Genomic DNA, 20,540 nt, shown 5'->3' with positions numbered 1-20,540 from the left:
AGCGTCCCGTCCAAAAATGGATGATACCTTGCTAAACCGGGACGACTCAAACAATCCTTCGGGCATGTATTCATCAGAGACTTAACAAAATAAGAAATCACGCAAAAACTCTGCGTTCTGCGGCAATTATCTTAGTTCTCGGATGACAGCACAATTTAGCTTGTCGACTGCAAAATATTCTATTTATTGTCGACATAATAAGCAATATGTGGTTCGGACAATAACTTCCCGTATGGGAAGTTTGCGTTAATGATCATCTATTTCATTAGGATACTCTGTGACAAGGATAAAGTCAACAACCCGTTGCAAATAATCCATTTTATTCGACATTTTTCAACGCTTCGTCCATTGGGATCTTCTGTATCTTATGATATTGTGTCGCTGCAACAACTGCATAAGAAACCATGATCATAACAAACATTTTCGGATAAATATCCGGTGAATAATATAAGGTAAGCCAGCCGTTAAATTCCATCATGATTGCTTTATAGATCACGGTCATAAATAACGTTGCTATGGCAAAACCAACCAGAGCACTGAGAGCTACGACCCAGCTGGTCGCTAACAGGTACAGCCTTGCGATCTCCTTATTTTCATAACCGAGAATTTTAACCATCGAAATGGACGTAGTATTCCGTTCCAAGATCAATTTGGTGAGCAGATAGATCAGGAGTACCGCCAATAATACCGCAAATACATTGATCATTTGAAACATAGCTCCCATGGAAACATCCAACTGTCTGGATAACTTTGTCATATCGTCAACAGTAATGCAGCTATCCACATATTTTTCATCAATATCGGTCAATTTGCGATCCGACAAATACCCGGTAAAATATTTACTTTCTTCCGGTGTGGAAAGCTGCGCCAACAGGACTTCCGGATAACTCATCGCAAGCTGCATCATATCCACTTCTTCATCAAACGTATCACGGTACTTATCAATATCCATAAATACGGACAGACCCGCTGCATAGGCGACGGTTTCCTTTACACGGAAACGATACTTTTTACCGGAATATTCATCCTGCAATTGTAAGGTGTCTCCCTTTTTCACACCGTATTTTTCCGCAAAACTATCCGAGATCATAACTCCATCTTCGGGCAGTCTATGCTTAAAGTATTTGCTGTTTTGTTCTAATCCCATAATGCTGATCGACTCATCTTTGGAACCTTTATATATCAGAGAGGTCATGCAATATTTTTCTGCCTGATCATCTGAAGTCCGTACGGGCGCTTTCAAAACATATTGATAATCCGCAAGCATTCCGTTTACCACTTCATTTTTGTAATGAGACAATAGCGGAATCATCATCATACCAAACAACAGCAGAAGACTGGCAAATAACATTCCGGCAAACAACGTAATGTAACTGGAACGGTTTTGTGTGATCACACGAATGCGGAAACGGTTAAAAAACGACCACTTCGGCAAACGCATCGCTTTCTTTTTCTTTTTGCGGTCAAGGTCTCGGCGCAGGAAACGCAACGGAGATAATTGCAATTTACTCTGCAGTGACAGCACGTTCACGATCAGCATAATGATCAGCGGAACCACTGTCGTGATAACGAACGCCTTTGCATTCCAAATCGTCACATAAGTCGGCAGACTGTAACTGCCGTAATACATATCTGCTACTATGCCCTTAAAATACGTGTATCCAAGTACATTTCCAAGTGCACAGGCAAGAAACGTGACAGTCATCGGAACCGCTAAGTAATGACGCATTAGTTCTCCTTTGGTATATCCGGAGGCGCGTAATGTACCGATGACTGCGGACTCCCGTGTGATCGTATGACGGATCGTTACCGAAAAGACGAACGCCATAATAGCGATCAGTATATACAATAACGCGATCATCATTCCCATATCACCACCGATATCATCACTTGCAAAATGAATTGCCTGATTAGCGTATGCCGGTAATGCTAAGGATATCGTAACACCTGCCTGAAATGTTTTTTCGGCCAATGCATTAATAAAATCTTCCGACTGTTTCTGCTCCTGTTTCTTATCTTTTGGTGCCGTATTATATTTCCAGTCATACTGATAATTTTCATGCTCTTTAGCGAGAGAATCGTAGCCCTGCTTCGTCATAACCGCCACACCAAACTTGGTCGCGTCAAACATCATATCACTGTTATCCGAAAAAAGAGCACTATAATCCGACAAGGCAACATAGCCGCTTACTTTCTTTTTACTGTTTCCAATGCAGATCGTGTCTCCAACGGCAATATCATTATTATCTGCATACATACGGTCTACAGCGATCTCAGCCTTACCCTTTGGCATACTTCCCTTCATCACGCAGATAAGATTGACCTTCTCCCGCTCTGCAAACACGCGGATCGATCCGTCACTCTTCCCATCATTATCCGTATCGACAGCTTCTTCCTTATAGAAATCCTTGTATATTTTGACATCTTCCTGTTCCAATTTGCGCTGCAAAGATGCTGAGATCTCATCCTTTACAACAAAATGTCCATCTTCAATATTATATTTGTCATAACTTTCTTCACTTGCCTGCAGCATACTGCTGTTTGCTACAAAATATCCGGATGTAAATCCGATCGTCAACATCATAAACAGGAAAATCACCATGTATTTTCCCATTTCTCCTTTAAGCTCTCTTGGCAAACGCCTGTTTAATGGATTTTTCATCTCGTCCCACCTCTCTTACCAATCAAGCTCTTCTGCCGGAATCTTTGTTTCGTTATGATAATCCTTGCGGATCTGCCCATCTTTAAAACGGATCACACGGTCTGCCATCTGCTTGATCGCATCGTTATGAGTAACCATAATGATCGTATTGCCGTATTTCTGATTGACATCCTCTAATAATTTGAGGATTTCCTTAGACGTTTTATAATCAAGGGCACCTGTCGGCTCATCACAAAGAAGGATATCCGGATTTTTCACAATTGCTCGGCCAATTGCCGTTCTCTGCTGCTGACCACCGGAAAGCTGATTTGGCACTTTATGACGATGCTCATACAACCCCAATGTCCTTAAAAGATCATCAATATCTAACGGCGAGTCACTCAAATAAGCTCCCACTTCTATATTTTCCTTGACATTCAGATTCGGGATCAGATTATACATTTGGAACACATAGCCCAAGTGTTTACGCCGATATGATGTCAATACTTTCTCGGACATGTCTGCAGTTCGCTCTCCGTCAATAGCAACATATCCTGCATCCGCATTATCAATCCCGCCTATAATATTGAGCAAAGTGGACTTTCCGGATCCGGAAGGTCCGAGCAGTACACAGATTTCTCCACGCTCTACTTCAAACGAAATCCCTTTTAATACCTCTGTTCGATTTTCTCCCTCGCCAAATCCCTTTCTCAGATCATGAATTTCCAAAAACATATTCGTTTACCATACCTTTCTTCTATACAGCACCAGTCATGCAAAACATCCCTGATATACCGAGATCATATATTGCTTATGACCTCTTCATATTGTATGACCGGTAAGACTCAAGCTGGTTAGTTTCCACTAACTATACTATAGAATAACGGTTTTCCTAAAAAAAGTACAGACGCTTATTGATATTTTTTCTCAATAAGCGTCTGCTACTTAAAATATATTGTAAGGTAAATTATCCTGCGTTCCAAAAAACTATAGCAATTTTTAGGAGTGCATATCAATGTAGGCAAGGATCTGTCTACGAAACTCAGTCCCATTCGATAGAACACATACAAAATGGTAAGCGCCAACAGCATCACAAGCACTCGGTACAATACATAGGCTCGGGCGAAGGTTTTCTTTTCTTCCGGCGTCCGCTTACGAACAGCCAGTACAACCATATACCAGAATCCAAAAATCGGAATATGCATCCAGCAAAAAGTCTGAAACCACTGACCGATCCTGCCCCATTTCTGAAGTTTCTCGATCTGTTCTTCCTGTTTATCCGATTCTTGCGCCTGTTCCGTCGTCTTGTCTACAGCTGTCTCCTTATATCCGGTATGCCCTGCAGAAACGACTGTCTCCTTATCTTTTTCCTGTGGTGTCTGTGCTTTTGTGGCTGCATCTGTCTCTTTGTTTCTCTTTGCAAAGAAACCGGTACGACCTTCTTCCTTCTTGGACGTTTCCGGCAACGGATCCGGATCGATAAAGACGAGATCCGCAAAGGATTCTGCATCCATAATATCTGCGACTTCTTGTTCCAACTGATGTTGGATCTGCTTTGTCTGTGACATGGATTCTTTCGCAGGTGTATTTGTCGTCCGCATCTGCTGTATCTGCTGCCCGGACAGAGCCTTTCCACTACCGTTGGAATTTGCTGTCTGAGTTGTCGCCTGCTGGGCTGTTCTCTGCGGCTGTGCTTTCTGACCCGCCTGTGATCGTGCGGCTGCTGCCTGAGCTGTCGCCTGCTGCGCTGCTCTCTGTGGCTGTGCTTTCTGGCCCGCCTGTGATCGTGCGGCTGCTGTCTGATCCGGCCGATGTTGTCTCTGTACCCCGGCAAGCTGTTTTGCCGCCGCACGCAATTCCTGCTCTCTTCTATCTTCTGCCATATATGTCCTCTTTTCTTCCGATTTCCAATTTCTACTGTGCACCAGCCTGAGCCGTTACTGTCGGCATTGGTGTTGCTGTCGCTTGTGGTATACTTGTGGTTCCCGGAGTATGGTGATTATTCTGTGCATCATATTCCGCTTTCGTTGGCAACATATATAATTCGGTACGGTAAGTCTGGTATTTGCTGTTTAAGCTTGCATATTCTGAATATCCCCTGCATGCCTCTACCGCACTCTTGGCTTTTTCTAACAGAGTCGCCATGTTGTCCGGCTGATAATCATAGCCACGTAATGCCTTCAATCTTGTATTAGCAAGCGCAACCCTGGTTTTGCGAAGCTGTTTATTTCTTGCATTCTTTGACGCCGTTTTCTTTTCACGGGCCAGTTCTGCATTAGACTCCTTCTGCTGCTCTTCATATGCTTTCACAACATCTTTCCACTTTACAGTCTCGTCTTTCAGCGAATCATATTTGTTCTTCGCACGCGTCGCATATGATTTGCGGATATCATCATCCTCAATTGAAGAGATCATATCGCGAAGCTCCTGATAACTGATTTCTAACGTATAGTAATCTGCCATACTCTGAATTGTCAGCTTTTCAAATGTTTCCAGCTTACGACGAACTTTTTTCTCATAGGATGCCTCTTCCAAGTTGTCCGCATACGCTGCCTTTGCTTTCAGGATCGTTATCGAGAAGAAGTCTCTGCCCGATGTACGCTTCAGATCCGTGCTTTCTGTTCCTTTGATCATATTTCCCTTGCCGTCATACTTTGCAAGACAAATACCCGATGGTGCCGTAAAATCCTGTGGCTTCTTATTTTTATGGATCTGATTCATGAAGTTCTTCCAAATACCTCCCGGAACAGATGCACCATATACGCCCGGCATAGCTCTCGGCGTGTCATAGCCGGCCCATACTACAGTTGTATAATATTTGGTATATCCACAGAACCATACATCTTTGCTGGAGTTGGTCGTTCCGGTCTTACCGGCTGCGATCTGACCATTGTCTAATTTGAGAGAACGTCCGGTACCATACGGCTCATTCAAAACACCTTTCAATACATCTGTCATCATCCAAGCCGCATCTTCAGTATATACCTGTGTCGTATCATTAGAGCTCTTATATACCGTTCCATCTGATACATGTTCTATTTTTTGAATACAGGTTTTTTCACTATAGCTTCCGTTGTTGGCAAGTGTTGAAAAGCCCTTTGCCATATCGACTACGCGGACACCTTCGGTAAATCCGCCGAGCGATAACGATAAATTGTCATTATCCACATAACTCAAATTATGAAAATGCATTTTATCTAAGAAAGACATACCATATTTCGGTGTGATCTTTTCTAATACCTGCCATGCAATCGTATTGATCGAACGCTGTACCGCCTCACGCAAATGCAGGCTGCCACGATAACCGCCACCGGAATTCTTCGGTCCGTTTTCAATCGGCTGGTCATTTACAACAGTAGATGGTGAATAGGCTCCTGTTTCAAAGGCAGGCGTATAATCGATCAATGGTTTGATCGAACTACCGGACTGTCGTGCTGATAAATAAGCACGGTTATAGGAATCCTTCGTGCCACGGCCACCGACGATCGCCACAACATAATTGGTGGAGTTATCTACACAGACCGCTGCTCCCTGCAGTGCATACTTTGTCTTGTCCGAGTTTTTCTCTTTGCTGTAGGCAAGTCCCTTATCAACAGCTTTTTGCAGCTTTTTCTGCTTTTTCATATCAATTGCCGTATACAGTTTGTATCCACCCTCACGGATGTCGTTGGTCTTCTGGCTGTACAGATTGCTGTATTTCTCGTTGTAACTCTCGTAGTCCTCTTTGTTCTTAAACGTATACTGGAATTTGAAATCTTCCTTTTCCATCAGAGCCAGCGCAGCACAATGGATTGCATAACTTACCACATAACTTTCATTCGTACCGTCTTTGGTCAACTGCTGGATCTTGATCTTCTTTTTGACAGAACTATCATACTGCTTCTGTGTAATCACCTGTTCATCGTACATCTTTTTAAGTACTTCGTTCCGTTTCTTTAATGCCGCTTCCGGTTTATTCACCGGGTCATAGGCAGATGGATTATTGGACAGACCAATCAGAATTGCTGCCTCATACGGCTCGAGATCTGCCGCTGATTTTCCAAAATAATATTCACTCGCTGCCCCTACACCATAACAGCGGTTCCCGTAATAATTACTATTACAGTAAAATTCCATGATCTTGTCTTTGGTGAACTTTTGTTCCACCGTTGGTGCCAGCATAATTTCGATCATTTTACGTGTATAACTCTTTTCCTGTGTCAATAAATTGTTTTTGATCACCTGCTGTGTGATCGTACTACCGCCCTGCTTGATGTCTCCGCCATTTTTGACTAACGCAACGCCGGCACGCATCGTTGCAAGCAGATCCACACCGCCGTGTGTCTTAAAACGCTTATCTTCCACAGCGATATAACCATTATACAAATATGGAGAAATACTTTTGATCTCCGCATATTTATATCTTCCTGCGTTTACAGAACCGACCAGTTTACCATCTTTGTCGTAAACAACGGTATCTTCTTTCATCACGAAGTCATCTTCGCTCATATTGACTAACTTGTCGAATACCGTCTCTCTGGCTTCGGTAAACATCGGCAAAAACTTCACATACAGGCATAATCCCACAATACCCGCAATTACCAATACCGTCGCAAAAATGCCGATGATCGTCCCCGCTATATTGGAAACAACTCCTAAATAACTTCCTAAAGTCTTTCCGATTATGCCCAACACATCACCGGTTCCACCGATATATTTCTTTAGTTGCTTCATAAATTTCCTTGCCTTTCCAAGTATATTCTTTACTCTGCTGTCTCAGTCTGCAGTATCGTCTTTCCATTCAGATCACAAGACAGTCCATCCTATGCTATCCAAATTTTAGGACAGAGCATGACAAGAAACATTATACTTGCTTTTATGCAATAATTCAAGTTGACACGCTCACTATCGTCATATAAAATAGAACAGAACGCAAACATATGTTTCTATTGAAAGGAATGTAAAAATTATTATGACAACGATGCACCATTTTGGATTTATTGGTTTCGGATTAATTGGCGGCTCCGTAGCACATGCACTGCGCGAACAGTATCCGGACAGTGAACTTATGGCATACAATTACTATATTACCAAACCACACCCGCGCCTCGAATTGGCTGCAATGGATGGGATTTTAGACAAGATCACAACAGATCTCGCTGATTTTGCTGACTGTGACTGTATTTTTCTATGCGCACCTGTCATCAAAAATATCGCCTATTTGGATAAGTTGCTTCCCTATCTTTCCAAAGACTGCCTGCTGACAGACGTTGGCAGTGTCAAAAGCGATATTCTTGCTGCAGTCAGAGAACATGGTCTCTGTGAGCAGTTTGTAGGCGGGCACCCAATGACCGGCTCTGAAAAGACCGGTTATGAACATTCTGAATCTGCATTTTTCCGTGATAAATACTATATTTTAACACCGTTTGCAGAGAGCAGACCGGAATATGTTGCATGGATGAAACAATTCATTCACGACATCGGATCACACTGTATTTTGCTCGACCCGGATTATCACGATGCCGTAGTAGCCGGTATCAGCCACGGTCCACATGTAATATCTGCGGCACTGGTCAATGCGGTTGCCGCCCTTGATGAAGACGGTACCTACGGCACACTGGCGGCAGGAGGATTTCACACAACGACGCGAATCTCTTCCTCTTCCCCGGAAATGTGGCAGAATATCTGTCTGACCAACTCCGACAAAATATGCAGTTTTTTAGACAAATATATAGAAATTTTGACCGCTGCCAAACAACAGATTGCTGACGGCGACAAAGATGGACTAATGCATTTTTTTGAAGCGGCAAAGAATTACCGCGATCATATTCGATTCTAAAGAAAGGCTTGGTGACGAATGAACGTATTAGAAGGATTAAATCCTGAGCAGGAGCAAGCAGTTAAACATTTTAAGGGACCACTTCTGATCTTAGCAGGTGCCGGGTCCGGCAAAACCCGTGTATTGACACACCGTATCGCCTATTTGATCGAGGAATATGGCGTCAACCCTTGGAACATCCTTGCCATTACCTTTACCAATAAAGCTGCCGGAGAAATGCGTGAGCGAGTTGATAATATTGTTACTTCCGGTGCAGAATACATATGGGTCAGCACCTTCCACTCCGCATGTGTGCGCATACTGCGCCGCCATATTGAAGCTCTTGGTTATTCGAGAAGTTTCACAATCTATGACGCAGACGATCAGCGGACATTAATGCGGGATATTTTGAAATATCTGCAGCTAGACCCCAAAAAGTTCAAAGAACGTAGTGTACTCGGTGCTATCTCATCTGCCAAAGATGAGATGATCACTCCGGAAGAATATGAACGCCGTGCTGCCGGTGACTATCTCAAAGAAATATATGCCAGAGCTTATCGGGAATACGAAAAACGTCTTCGCGACTCAAATGCATTGGATTTCGATGATCTCATCGTGAAGACTATTCAGCTATTGCAGGATAACCCGGAAATCCTGGACTATTACCAAAACCGTTTCCGCTATATTATGGTCGATGAGTATCAGGATACTAACACAGCTCAATTTGAGCTTGTACGCCTGTTGGCTGACTCTACCGGAGAAGATGGCAGACGCGAGCAGAATCTGTGCGTTGTCGGTGACGATGACCAGTCTATCTACAAATTCCGTGGTGCCAATATATATAATATCCTGAACTTTGAGACCGAATATCCTGACGCTAAAGTGATCAAGCTGGAGAAAAACTATCGAAGCACCCAAAATATTTTGGATGCGGCAAACGCTGTGATCAGTCATAACTCCATGCGTAAGGATAAAGCGCTTTGGACAGACCAGGAAAAAGGTGATCCGATCTATTTTGCGCAATATGGTAATGAATACGAAGAAGCGGAGGCTGTTACCGACGGTATCTCTTACGCTGTACAGACCGGCGAAGCAGACTACAAGGACTTTGCCATTTTGTATCGTACGAATGCACAGTCTCGTGTATTGGAGGAAAAACTGGTGACGGCCAATATTCCATATCGTATTGTCGGTGCGGTAAACTTCTACCAACGCCGTGAGATCAAGGATCTGTTGGCATATTTGCGCACGGTGGAAAACGGTTTAGATGATATTTCCGTAAAACGAATCATCAATGTGCCAAAGCGCGGCATTGGTCTTACAACGATCGACCGGGTAGCCGACTATGCACTCACGCACGAGACCAGTTTTTACGGTGCTTTGCAAAACTACGAATACATTGACGGCATCAAACGCAGCGCCGGCAAGCTGGGCAGTTTTGTCAGTCTGATCGAATCGTTCAAGCGGCATTTAGCATCTCCCGAGTATAGCTTGGAAGATCTGATCCGTGAGATCATCGAAGAAACCGGTTATGTCCGCCTGCTGGAGGAAGAGGATACCGAGGAAGCCAACGGACGTATTGAAAATATCGAAGAGTTCATTAATAAAGTGGTCACTTATGAGGAAAACTGTGAAGAGGAGCCAACGCTCAGCGGATTTTTGGAGGAAGTTGCTCTTGTTGCAGATATTGACACGGTAGACGATGACAACAACATGGTGTTGCTTATGACATTACATAGTGCGAAAGGATTGGAATTTCCTTATGTATATCTGGTCGGCATGGAAGACGGTATTTTCCCGGGATATGCTGCTGTCATGGGCGATGACCCGGAGGAAATGGAGGAAGAACGCCGCTTATGTTATGTCGGTATTACCCGTGCCAAACAGAAATTATCGCTAAGCTGTGCACGAAGCCGTTTTCGCAATGGTGAGCAGCAATACAACCGTCCATCTTCATTCCTGAATGAGATCCCGCGGTATCTGCTCAAGCAAAATGGAGATGCTTTTCAGGATAGTTCCCGAACTGCTTCCTCTCCTTTTAGCGGCAATTCCTTTACTGAAAGCCGCAGGCAGTCGTATCATCAGGTTCGCATGAACGAGCTTCCAAATGTACGCACAAATGCGTCATCTACTTGGGATCCTATGGCAGAACGTAGTGCCAAACAGGCAGTCAGACGCAGTTCCGGAGCTGACCTGTTTGCCGGGAATCCATTGATCCGCAAAGGGATCGGAAGCTCTTCCCAGACTGGAGATATTTATCGTTCCAAAGGCTCCTCTCTGCGGGACAGCTCGATATTTGACAAAGCAAATAGCGGCAAGACCACATCCGGCACACTGTCCTACGGTGAGGGCGACCGCATCAAACACAAGAAATTTGGTGAGGGAACCGTAATTGCTCTCAAAGAAAAAAATGGAGATCACGAAGTGACTGTCGACTTCGATAATGGCTCAACCAGGCGCATGATGGCTTCCTTTGCGAAACTTAAAAAAATATAGATATTGCACGTGTGATGTGTTATACTATTCGTATAACAATTGACCAATCATGGAAAGGATGTGGCGCTATGTCAAATAAGCTCGAAGAATTAATGAATACAGCAAAGATTAACGAACTTCTCCACAAGAAAGAGTTAGAGGAGAAAAACAAAAACGGCATCATCATTGCACTCGCTATCATAGGCGCAGTTGCAGCAGTTGCAGCTATTGCTTATGCTGTTTTCCGCCATCTGGAACGCGATTATCTGGATGACTTTGATGCGGATGATTTTGGTGACAATTTTGATGATGACTTTATTGAGTTCTCAGATACAACACCAGAAGCAGAGGACTAATTTTAACAACTAAGCGTAAAAATTACCGTTAAATCTGCAGTAACCGGATGGCAGAATGTTTTTCTTCCATTGTTTCTGCAGATTTAACTATGTAAAGCACATTTCACCATAAAGCATAATTTACTACATAAAATGGAGGATTACCACTATGAAACTTTGGGGCGGACGCTTCACGAAAGAAACCAATCAATTAGTACATAACTTTAATGCTTCTCTTTCTTTTGACCAGAAGTTTTATGAGGAAGATATTGAAGGCAGCATTGCACACGTCACAATGTTAGCTGAGCAGGGAATTTTGACCAACGAAGACAAAGAGGCGATCATCGGAGGTCTGCAGTCGATCCGCGATGATATTCGTGATGGCAAACTTGTTTTTACCGAAGAGCACGAAGATATTCATAGTTTTGTGGAGGCACATTTGATCGAGCGCATTGGCGATGCCGGCAAACGCCTGCACACCGGACGCAGCCGTAACGATCAGGTTGCTTTGGATATGAAATTATATACCCGCAAAGAGATCAAGGAAATGGAGCACCTGTTGTTCGGTTTATTGCAAAGCCTGTTAAAGATCATGAAGGAAAATATTGATACGATCATGCCGGGCTTTACTCATTTGCAGAAAGCACAGCCGATCACCTTAGCACATCATATGGGTGCTTATTTCGAAATGTTCTACCGTGACCGTTCCCGTCTGCAGGATATTTATAAGCGCATGAATTACTGCCCTCTCGGCTCCGGTGCACTTGCCGGAACAACCTATCCGCTCAATCGTGAACGCACCGCAGAATTGCTTGGATTTACCGGTCCAACGTTAAACAGTATGGATTCTGTATCTGACCGTGATTATCTGATCGAATTTAGTGCAGCAATGTCCATCATTATGATGCATTTGAGCCGTTTCTGCGAAGAGATCATCATTTGGAACACGAACGAATATCAGTTCATTGATATTGATGACTCCTATTCTACCGGAAGCAGTATCATGCCACAGAAGAAGAATCCGGACATTGCAGAACTTGTCCGCGGTAAGACAGGTCGTGTATACGGTTCTCTTATCTCTCTGTTGACTACGATGAAGGGACTGTCTTTGGCCTACAACAAAGATATGCAGGAAGATAAGGAATTTGTCTTTGATGCCATTGATACCACGAAAGGATGTATCGTATTATTTAATGGTATGCTAGACACGATCACCTTCCGCAAAGACCGTATGCGTGCAAGCGCTGAGGGTGGATTTACAAATGCGACTGACGCAGCGGATTATTTGGTAAATCATGGTGTTCCATTCCGCGATGCACATGGCATTGTCGGACAGCTCGTTTTGTACTGCATTGACAAGAATATTTCACTGGGTCAGATGTCTTTGGAAGAGTATAAGGCGATCAGCCCGGTATTCGAAGAAGATATTTATGATGCGATCAGCATGGAAACCTGTGTTGCTAAGCGTAATACGATCGGTGCTCCGGGACCACAGGCTATGAAAGAAGTGATCGCCAAATATGAAGCTTATCTCGCTGAAGAATAAATTGTACAGGGTGGCAATTTTCTAGGAACAAAAAAGCAAAGCCAGCGCTGGCTTTGCTTTTTTATTTCCTGATATATTACTGTCATGTAAGCCTAACCGGCTAAAACATTTTCTTTTTCTTTAATAAGAACATTGCAATCATACAAATAAACACGATGAGCAGACATATAATGGAAAAACCATGCGGTGTATCTGCTAACGGCATCCACTTACTGGAAACATTCATACCGTAAATTCCTGAGATCAGAGTCGGAATACCCATAACCAGTGTTACAATCGTCAGTATTTTCATGACATTATTCAAACGATTATCAAGCACAGAAGACATCAGCTCACGCGTTCCGTTGATAATATCTCTATATATCGTTGTCATTTCGATCGCCTGCCGGTTCTCGACAATGACATCATCTAACAGATCCGTGTCATCCGGATACTGTTCCAATCGCTTATAACGTGTCAAGCGATCTAAGACAACACCATTTGCACGCAAAGATGTCGCAAAGTAGACCAATGTTGATTCTAATGCATGCAGATCGATCAGATCTACGTCTTCGGTATCATCATCAATGCGTTCCTCAATCTCGGTTCGTTTCTTATCAATGACGCGAAGGTCATTCTGATATAACGCAGCCACACGGAACAGGATCTGATACACAAAACGCATTTTCTTCTTGGTACTGAATTCTTTCACGCGACCATTGACAAACGCTTGCAGCACCGGAGTTTCCTCTGTACAAATGGTGATGATAATATCCTGCGTCAAGATAATACCCAGTGGGATTGTCGTATATGCTTCTTTATCATGACGAATCTCAATTGTTGGAATATCCACCAGAATTAACGTATATCCATCCTCCAATTCCACACGAGAACTTTCTTCCTCATCCAAAGCAGCCAACAGATCTTGAATATCAATTTGCAGTCTTTTGGCAATCAACTCACCCTCTGCTACTGTTGGATTGACCATATCAATCCAGCCTCCCGGAACAATTCCACCCTCCTCGTGAATTTTACGGTCATCTGTTCGATAAAACTTGATCATTATCGTCACCTCTTATTTCTGCTAATTTCTTATCCTATGGAGATATTTTGTTCCTGTAACAATGTTTTGATCCTCTCCAACATATCATAATAAACATCCCAGTATTTTGATGTTTCCACCCAGCATTTCGCATTCATACGCAGTTTCACAGGGCTTAATCTGGTCACAACAACTCTCATTGGCTCTTTCACCAAAATGTCACTCCTGTGTTTCATCTCTTTGAGTAAAATGTCTCGGATCAATGCAACATCTGCATCATAACTGACAGAGAACTCCAAAACAAGCAAACGCCTATCCTGCTTCGTTGTATTGGTAATATCCGAATTAGAAATCGTTCCATTCGGTATCACGATCACCCGATTATCCGTTGTCGTCAATCGCGTGTAAAAAATATCAATACTCTGTACGGTTCCCTCCGATTGTGGCGTAATAATATAATCTCCTACCTGAAACGGCTTGAGAAGTAAGATCAAAACCCCACCCGCCAAATTGGCCAAACTGCCCTGCAGAGCAAGGCCGATCGCCAATCCTGCCGATCCGACCATAGCCACAATAGAACTGGTTCCTACACCAAGAATACCTGCAACCACAAAGATCAATAGCACATTATAGATAACGCCGGCTAATGACATCACAAACTTGCGGACACTAACCTCTACATTGCGCCGCTCCATCCAGCGATCCGTAAAACGAAGTAACAGCTTCACCATTTTACGGCCGATCACAAACACGATCAAAGCGATCAGCAACGTCTGACCGAAGCGAAGCAGCGGCTCTCGCTGATCTAATAAATACTGTAATAAAAAGCTGGTCTTTTTTTCATTGGAAACAGAGTCATCCCCCATTACCTTGGTCAGCTCCTTGACGGTTGTATTATCCTGCACTGCAAGCATTGCATTTTGCAGTTCCATCATGCCTATTCCCATTTTATCATACAACATCATTTATTTCCTCTTTTTTACTGTTTTTCCTGTTCTAGCGCTTCCACGTTTCGACGGAACGGCCGCTGTCATCGTGTCAGTCGGCACACAGCGATATACGCTCATTCCTAACGGCGGCACGGAAATCGTCAACGAATACTCCCTGCCATCCCAAGGTATCTTCTTCGCACTCTTTTGCCTTGCGTTAATGCAGCCTGTTCCACCAAAGGAAATTTGATCGCTATTAAAGATTTCCTTATATTTTCCGGCAACAGGCACTCCAATCTTAAAATTCTCATACGTAACCGGAGTGAAATTACACACCACCAGAAGCCGCTCCTCTTTCTTCGCATCATACCGCATAAAGGTAATAATACTGTGATCGGCATCCATACTGCTAAGCCATTCAAAACCCTCTGCATCAAAATCCGTCTCGTACCAAGCCGGATGCTCTTGATAAAATGTATTCAATGCCTTTACATATTGCTGCAATGCCCTGTGATCCGGCTCCTCTGCCTGCTCCCAAGGCAATTCCTGCTTCTCATTCCATTCGGTCTCCTGTGCAAACTCTTGCCCCATAAAGAGCAGCTTCTTGCCGGGATGTGCCATCATAAAACCGTACGCCACGCGAAGATTCGCATATTTTTCTTCCGGCTCACCAGGCATTTTTGCAAACATAGAGCCTTTCAGATGCACCACTTCATCGTGTGAGAATACAAGCACAAACTTTTCGCTGTATGCATAGATCATACTAAACGTAAGCATGCCGTGTCGGCCCTTGCGAAACAGCGGGTCCGTCTGCATATACGTTGTAAAATCATTCATCCAGCCCATATTCCATTTCAGATCAAAACCTAAACCGTCAACTGTCGAAGGCTCTGTCACTTTCGGCCATGCCGTCGATTCCTCTGCGATCAGTAATGCACCTTTGTTTCTCTCATGCATCACATCGCTTAAATCCCTCAAAAAGGCTATTGCCTCAAGATTCTCATTGCCGCCGTACATATTAGCAACCCATTCCCCGTCCTGTTTACCATAGTCCAGGTACAACATTGATGCTACAGCGTCCATACGGATTCCATCTGCATGATACTGCTCGATCCAAAACAATGCATTGGCCGTCAGGAAATTAGCAACTTCCGGTCTTCCATAATTGTAGATCAATGTCCCCCAATGTGGATGCTCTCCCTGTCTCGGATCCGCATGCTCATACAGACAAGTTCCATCAAACCTCGCCAATCCATTCTCGTCTTTTGGAAAATGTGCCGGTACCCAGTCCAAAATAACACCGATCCCGGCCTGATGCATCGTATCCATAAAATACATAAAATCCTGCGGCGAACCATGTCTGGAAGTCGGTGCATAATACGAAGTCACCTGATAACCCCAAGACTCGTCTAATGGATGCTCCATGACCGGCAGTAACTCCACATGTGTATATCCCATTTCCTGAACATACTGCACAAGCTGTCGTGCCAGCTCCCGGTAATTGACAAATCCATCTTCTGTTCCCTGCTGCCTTTTCCAAGATCCCAAATGAACTTCATAGATATTCATAGGCTCCTTGGTGTAATCCCTTTTAGAACGCTTTGCAAGCCATTTATCATCGTTCCAGCGGTACTCCTGCAGATTCGTCACAATGCTGGCATTAGCCGGCCTCTTTTCACAGGCAAACCCATATGGATCTGTCTTCATCGTCACTTTCTGCGGTGCTGATTTAATCTCATATTTATATAATTCACCCGGTCCGATCCCCGGAATAAAAAGCGAAAATACACCGGAATCTCCCTGACGCATCATAGGATGTCTTCTGCCATCCCAGCCGTTAAAATCCCCAACAACACTGACACGCATTGCATTCGGTGCCCACACCGCAAAGTGTGTTCCATATAACAGTTCTGCATCGTCTTTCACGGCATCTTCCGTTACATCCCAAAGAATGTCTGTGTCATCCATACAGCCGCGTACTGCAGCCGGATGCGCACCCATATAACGATATATTTCCCGGTGAATCCCTTTTTCAAAACGCTCAATGTGATTCGCCCCGAATAAATCCTGATATAGATACGGATCCTCTAACTCCACTTTAGAACCATCTTCATAGGAAGCAATGATCGTATATTCTGTGATTGTCTTTCCCGGCAAAAGAACTGCAAACATGCCTGCATCGTCTGACTGATCCATTGTATAATTTCTACCTGTACTTTTAAGACGAAGCTTTGCCTTAACTGCTCCCGGCACAAATACCTGTACTAAAATACCGCCCTTTACCTTCTGCGGTCCGAGTACACGCTGAGGATGATCCTCTTCCGAATAAACGATCGCTTCAATGGCTTCCCAGTCCATCAGATCATATAGTCTCTGTTTCATGATTTGCTCCCCCCTCTTTTAAGTAGCTGTCAAACACCGGCTCCAACAATTTTGCCTGCATCCACATAATTGCTCCCGGCAAGATCAGTATGATCGGTGGAATATACACGATCAATATCATTCCCACAAGAAATGCCGCCTGCAGGATCAGCAAAGATGTTGTCTCTTTCCAGTGTTCCAATGCCATAAAAGCACTGTTAGCAACAATTTCTCCGATCGTATTTTCAAAACGTGCAGACATTGGAAATGCATACGCCATAACTACTAACACGATCATAAACAACATAACAAACACAACACCAAAAAACACACCGAGTGCTCCCATGTCGTTATGCAGGATCACTATAAGCGAATACGTCAAAACAGCGATAATTATTTCAAACAATATTCCAAGCGGCAGTCCCTGTCTTGCATTGCGGGGAACCATTTTTAAAAACGTCCGCACAGCATGTCTCTCCCCGGGCAGAACCACCTTTACAACCGTATAATACAGTGCAATACAATTCATCCCAAACGTAATGATCGGAATACTGCACACACAAAATACAACACTTAATAATATAATATCCCACAGTTTTCCAAAAAACTGCATAAACGGTCCTTCAATAGAAAAAAATTCTTTCATATGCAAATCTCCATGGCTCTGTTCGAGCCGCAAACATTGATTTTAGGCCGGATCAAATGCGGTGCATCAACAATCCGCTGCGAAGCTTTGGCTCGAACCAAGTCGACTTCGGCGGCATAAGCAGCCCCGCGTCAGCCACAGCAAACAGCTCTCCGATCGAAGTCGGATACATTGCAAATGCGACCGTCATGTCCGTCTGCACACGACGTTCCAATTCCTCCAAGCCTCGGATTCCTCCAATGAAATCAATACGCTCATCTGTCCTTGGATCCTCGATACCAAGCACCGGTTTTAACAGATATTCCTGTAGCAATGACACATCCAATGCGGCAACCGGATCCGTGATAGCAAGCAGTTCCTGCTTTGCCTGCAGCAAATACCAGCGATTTTCCAAATACATGGTGATCTGTCCCTTTGCCTGCGGATGCTTCGCACCATCCAAGACAGTAACATCAAAGCACTCTTCCACAGCCTTCAAAAATGCTTCTTTCGTAAGTCCATGCAAATCTTTCACACAGCGGTTATAATCCATGATCATTAACTGATCGTCCGGAAATAGTACGGAAAGGAAATAATTAAACTCTTCTGTTCCATCATAATCTGGATGTTCTTTACGGCGTTTCAAGCCGACTTTGACTGCGGATGCTGCACGATGATGCCCATCTGCAATATAAATCTCCTGTATTCCGGCAAAAGCCTCCTGTAATGTGGTAACCGCTTCTTCTGTCACTTTCCACATACGGTGTGCAATACCATCCGATGCCGTAAAATCGTACAACGGTTCCTGCGTTTCCATGATCTTAGACACCAATTGGTTGATCGTTGCCTGGGAACGATATGCCAAAAAGATCGGTCCGGTCTGTGCAGACAAAGTGTCTACATGCCGAATACGATCCTGTTCCTTCTCTTCTCTTGTATTTTCATGCTTCTTGATCGTGCCATCCAGATAATCGTCTACACTGGCACACGCTGCGATACCCGTCTGAGTGCGTCCATTCATCTCCAACTGATAAATATAGTAAGCACTTTGCTTATCCTCTATAAAAATCCCCTGAGAGATACGTTCCTCGAACAGTTCCTTTGCCTTGGCATACACCTCAGGTGCATATACGGATACACTATCCTCAAATTGTGTCTCTGCGCGGTCTATCGCCAAAAAGGATAACGGTTCTCTCTCCACTTCCTTCTTCGCTTCTGCACGATTATATACATCATATGGCAATGCGGCTACTTTATTGGCATATTCTACTGCCGGGCGCACTGCACAAAACGGTCTGATCACTGCCATCTTCTCTCGTCCTTTCTCTATTTCCTCGGGGGTACATATATAAATCACCTTTATAATTATACCATGACTAAGATTGTGGCACAATGATTTTTCTGCTATAATAAAGGTTCAATAGCGAATTTACGGGGAGGTGTTCTATACAATGCGAACATTAAAAGCGATTATTTTTGATATGGACGGTGTCATTATCGACAGCGAGCCACAGCATGGCAGAGCAGCACTGAAAGTACTGCACAAATATGGTGCAGATGCCGACATGTCCTATCACGAACAGTTTATTGGCAGTTCCACTGCAAATATGGCACAAAAAGTTATCTCAGACTTTTCTCTTTCTTTATCTCCGGAAGAGCTTTTGGCGGAATTAAATCAAGCCAAACGCGAAATCCACAAAGAAGAGGGGTATCCTTCTCTGCCCGGCATCTGCGAGCTGATCCCGAAGCTTGCTGCCAGTGGCTGGAAGTTAGCGATTGCCTCCTCCTCTAATCCTGCTGAGATCAACGCTGTTGTCAGTTCATTAGGCATCCGCAAATATTTTGATCAGCTCGTTTCCAGTTCAAATGTTGCCCATCCAAAGCCTGCTCCCGACACATTTCAACTAGCACTTAAAAAGCTTGGCGTATCCGCAGAGGAAGCCATTGTCGTTGAAGACTCTTCTTATGGCGTCGAAGCGGCGATCGCCGCCGGAATTGCCTGCGTCGGATACGACAATCCACATTCCGGCAAACAGGATCTATCACGTGCCGATGTTTTGTTGGAAAGTTTCGAAGGACTTACTCCTTCGTTTTTCCTGCATGTTTGGCAGCGCAAACAAAAAATACCGGTAACCATTGCAAATACAAGGCGTCTGATCATTCGCGAACTGACCGTTGCGGATATTCCGGATTTATATCCGATTTATAAGGATCCCGAGGTTGCCAAATTCATTGATGACATCGACGATTATAAAGAAATGGAGATGGCAAAACAGGCTGCCTATATCCGTAATGTATATAATTTCTACGGCTACGGATTATGGGGCGTATTCAGTAAAACTTCCGGTGGGCTCATTGGACGTTGCGGAATTGAGAACCATGTTGTTGACGGACAGGATGAGATCATGTTGTCCTATTTGTTAGATAGTAATCATTGGGGCTACGGCTATGCGCTGGAATGTTGCCGTGCAGTATTTCAGTATGCCTATCAAGCTCTGGATATTGACAATATTGTTGCAGTCATTGATAAAGAAAATGTACGATCACTGCATACTGCAAAAAATCTTGGCATGAAACCGGAAAAAGATCTTATATACAAAAATCGCGATGCCATTCTTTACCGCATCCATCTCACGGAGGAATCATCTCAAAAGGGCAAGAATCGCTAAAGCCATTCTTCGTGATGCGACGTCACACAACAGAACAAAGAGTCGCTTGCGACTCTTTCGCGCTCGAGCGGTGCTGTTTGCAGCTAACTTCTTCTCCGCGAGATGCGCATCCTCGCGGAGCGTTTTTTGCTTTATAGGAAA

14 protein-coding genes are annotated in these 20,540 nt (G+C 44.0%); 5 read left to right on the top strand and 9 right to left on the bottom strand.

Annotated features, from left to right (window positions below; translation table 11 throughout):
- Window positions 1-319: 319 nt before the first annotated feature.
- From DW981_RS12160 to DW981_RS12145, 4 genes are all read right to left on the bottom strand, one after another.
- Window positions 320-2,662: an ABC transporter permease gene (locus DW981_RS12160; RefSeq protein WP_118507908.1), complete on the bottom strand. Its 2,343-nt coding sequence runs from the start codon at window positions 2,660-2,662 to the stop codon at window positions 320-322.
- A gap of 15 nt (window positions 2,663-2,677) precedes the next feature.
- Window positions 2,678-3,376 carry an ABC transporter ATP-binding protein gene (locus tag DW981_RS12155; RefSeq protein WP_118507907.1) on the bottom strand — a complete coding sequence of 233 codons (699 nt, stop codon included), beginning with the start codon at window positions 3,374-3,376 and terminating at the stop codon, window positions 2,678-2,680.
- Between the two features lie 206 nt (window positions 3,377-3,582).
- The gene (locus DW981_RS12150; RefSeq protein ID WP_118507906.1) at window positions 3,583-4,524 is read right to left on the bottom strand and encodes a hypothetical protein; all 942 of its coding nucleotides are present in this window, start codon (window positions 4,522-4,524) and stop codon (window positions 3,583-3,585) included.
- A 31-nt stretch (window positions 4,525-4,555) separates the two neighbouring features.
- Window positions 4,556-7,354: a transglycosylase domain-containing protein gene (locus tag DW981_RS12145; protein ID WP_118507905.1), complete on the bottom strand. Its 2,799-nt coding sequence runs from the start codon at window positions 7,352-7,354 to the stop codon at window positions 4,556-4,558.
- Window positions 7,355-7,592: 238 nt separating this feature from the next.
- Here DW981_RS12145 and DW981_RS12140 point away from each other — a divergent pair, with 238 nt between their 5' ends.
- The 4 genes from DW981_RS12140 (at window position 7,593) to argH (ending at window position 12,794) form a co-directional block, all read left to right on the top strand.
- A complete protein-coding gene (locus DW981_RS12140) occupies window positions 7,593-8,459 on the top strand; it encodes a prephenate dehydrogenase/arogenate dehydrogenase family protein (protein WP_118507904.1) in 867 nt (288 codons plus the stop codon).
- A gap of 18 nt (window positions 8,460-8,477) precedes the next feature.
- Window positions 8,478-10,934, top strand: coding sequence for a UvrD-helicase domain-containing protein (locus DW981_RS12135; protein WP_118507903.1), 2,457 nt, complete (start codon window positions 8,478-8,480; stop codon window positions 10,932-10,934).
- Between the two features lie 68 nt (window positions 10,935-11,002).
- Window positions 11,003-11,269 carry a hypothetical protein gene (locus DW981_RS12130; RefSeq protein ID WP_022026183.1) on the top strand — a complete coding sequence of 89 codons (267 nt, stop codon included), beginning with the start codon at window positions 11,003-11,005 and terminating at the stop codon, window positions 11,267-11,269.
- Between the two features lie 148 nt (window positions 11,270-11,417).
- Window positions 11,418-12,794: an argininosuccinate lyase gene (argH, locus tag DW981_RS12125; RefSeq protein ID WP_118507901.1), complete on the top strand. Its 1,377-nt coding sequence runs from the start codon at window positions 11,418-11,420 to the stop codon at window positions 12,792-12,794.
- Between the two features lie 100 nt (window positions 12,795-12,894).
- Here the strand turns inward: argH and DW981_RS12120 are convergent, their stop codons facing one another.
- Genes DW981_RS12120 through DW981_RS12100 form a run of 5 tightly spaced genes read right to left on the bottom strand, consistent with a single transcriptional unit; the run spans window position 12,895 to window position 19,039 of the window.
- Window positions 12,895-13,836: a magnesium transporter CorA family protein gene (locus DW981_RS12120; RefSeq protein WP_022026185.1), complete on the bottom strand. Its 942-nt coding sequence runs from the start codon at window positions 13,834-13,836 to the stop codon at window positions 12,895-12,897.
- A gap of 29 nt (window positions 13,837-13,865) precedes the next feature.
- Complete coding sequence (locus DW981_RS12115) at window positions 13,866-14,780, bottom strand: mechanosensitive ion channel family protein (protein WP_118507900.1); 915 nt, start codon at window positions 14,778-14,780, stop codon at window positions 13,866-13,868.
- A complete protein-coding gene (glgB, locus tag DW981_RS12110) occupies window positions 14,781-17,126 on the bottom strand; it encodes a 1,4-alpha-glucan branching protein GlgB (RefSeq protein WP_118507899.1) in 2,346 nt (781 codons plus the stop codon).
- A complete protein-coding gene (locus DW981_RS12105; RefSeq protein ID WP_022026188.1) occupies window positions 17,107-17,751 on the bottom strand; it encodes a DUF624 domain-containing protein in 645 nt (214 codons plus the stop codon). The genes glgB and DW981_RS12105 overlap by 20 nt, the downstream gene beginning before the upstream one ends.
- Before the next feature lie 52 nt (window positions 17,752-17,803).
- Window positions 17,804-19,039: a DUF1015 domain-containing protein gene (locus DW981_RS12100; RefSeq protein ID WP_118507898.1), complete on the bottom strand. Its 1,236-nt coding sequence runs from the start codon at window positions 19,037-19,039 to the stop codon at window positions 17,804-17,806.
- A gap of 142 nt (window positions 19,040-19,181) precedes the next feature.
- On the opposite strand from DW981_RS12100, the gene DW981_RS12095 reads away from it, so the two are divergent.
- Window positions 19,182-20,399 (top strand): GNAT family N-acetyltransferase, encoded by a 1,218-nt coding sequence (locus DW981_RS12095; RefSeq protein ID WP_118507897.1) that lies wholly within the window; start codon window positions 19,182-19,184, stop codon window positions 20,397-20,399.
- The last annotated feature ends 141 nt before the right edge of the window (window positions 20,400-20,540 follow it).

Origin of the sequence: Clostridium sp. AM49-4BH, assembly GCF_003478335.1 — a bacterium.
Taxonomy (GTDB): Bacteria; Bacillota; Clostridia; order Lachnospirales; family Lachnospiraceae; genus Butyribacter.
The sequence above is the reverse complement of the archived record's forward strand: the minus strand, read 5'-3'. Positions and strand labels throughout refer to the sequence as shown.

Bases quoted from the DNA above. Each gene is read 5' to 3' on its own strand.
- DW981_RS12160 (WP_118507908.1), bottom strand. From the start codon at position 2,662: ATGAAAAATCCATTAAACAGGCGTTTGCCAAGAGAGCTTAAAGGAGAA.
- DW981_RS12155 (WP_118507907.1), bottom strand. From the start codon at position 3,376: ATGTTTTTGGAAATTCATGATCTGAGAAAGGGATTTGGCGAGGGAGAA.
- DW981_RS12150 (WP_118507906.1), bottom strand. From the start codon at position 4,524: ATGGCAGAAGATAGAAGAGAGCAGGAATTGCGTGCGGCGGCAAAACAG.
- DW981_RS12145 (WP_118507905.1), bottom strand. From the start codon at position 7,354: ATGAAGCAACTAAAGAAATATATCGGTGGAACCGGTGATGTGTTGGGC.
- DW981_RS12140 (WP_118507904.1), top strand. From the start codon at position 7,593: ATGACAACGATGCACCATTTTGGATTTATTGGTTTCGGATTAATTGGC.
- DW981_RS12135 (WP_118507903.1), top strand. From the start codon at position 8,478: ATGAACGTATTAGAAGGATTAAATCCTGAGCAGGAGCAAGCAGTTAAA.
- DW981_RS12130 (WP_022026183.1), top strand. From the start codon at position 11,003: ATGTCAAATAAGCTCGAAGAATTAATGAATACAGCAAAGATTAACGAA.
- argH (WP_118507901.1), top strand. From the start codon at position 11,418: ATGAAACTTTGGGGCGGACGCTTCACGAAAGAAACCAATCAATTAGTA.
- DW981_RS12120 (WP_022026185.1), bottom strand. From the start codon at position 13,836: ATGATCAAGTTTTATCGAACAGATGACCGTAAAATTCACGAGGAGGGT.
- DW981_RS12115 (WP_118507900.1), bottom strand. From the start codon at position 14,780: ATGATGTTGTATGATAAAATGGGAATAGGCATGATGGAACTGCAAAAT.
- glgB (WP_118507899.1), bottom strand. From the start codon at position 17,126: ATGAAACAGAGACTATATGATCTGATGGACTGGGAAGCCATTGAAGCG.
- DW981_RS12105 (WP_022026188.1), bottom strand. From the start codon at position 17,751: ATGAAAGAATTTTTTTCTATTGAAGGACCGTTTATGCAGTTTTTTGGA.
- DW981_RS12100 (WP_118507898.1), bottom strand. From the start codon at position 19,039: ATGGCAGTGATCAGACCGTTTTGTGCAGTGCGCCCGGCAGTAGAATAT.
- DW981_RS12095 (WP_118507897.1), top strand. From the start codon at position 19,182: ATGCGAACATTAAAAGCGATTATTTTTGATATGGACGGTGTCATTATC.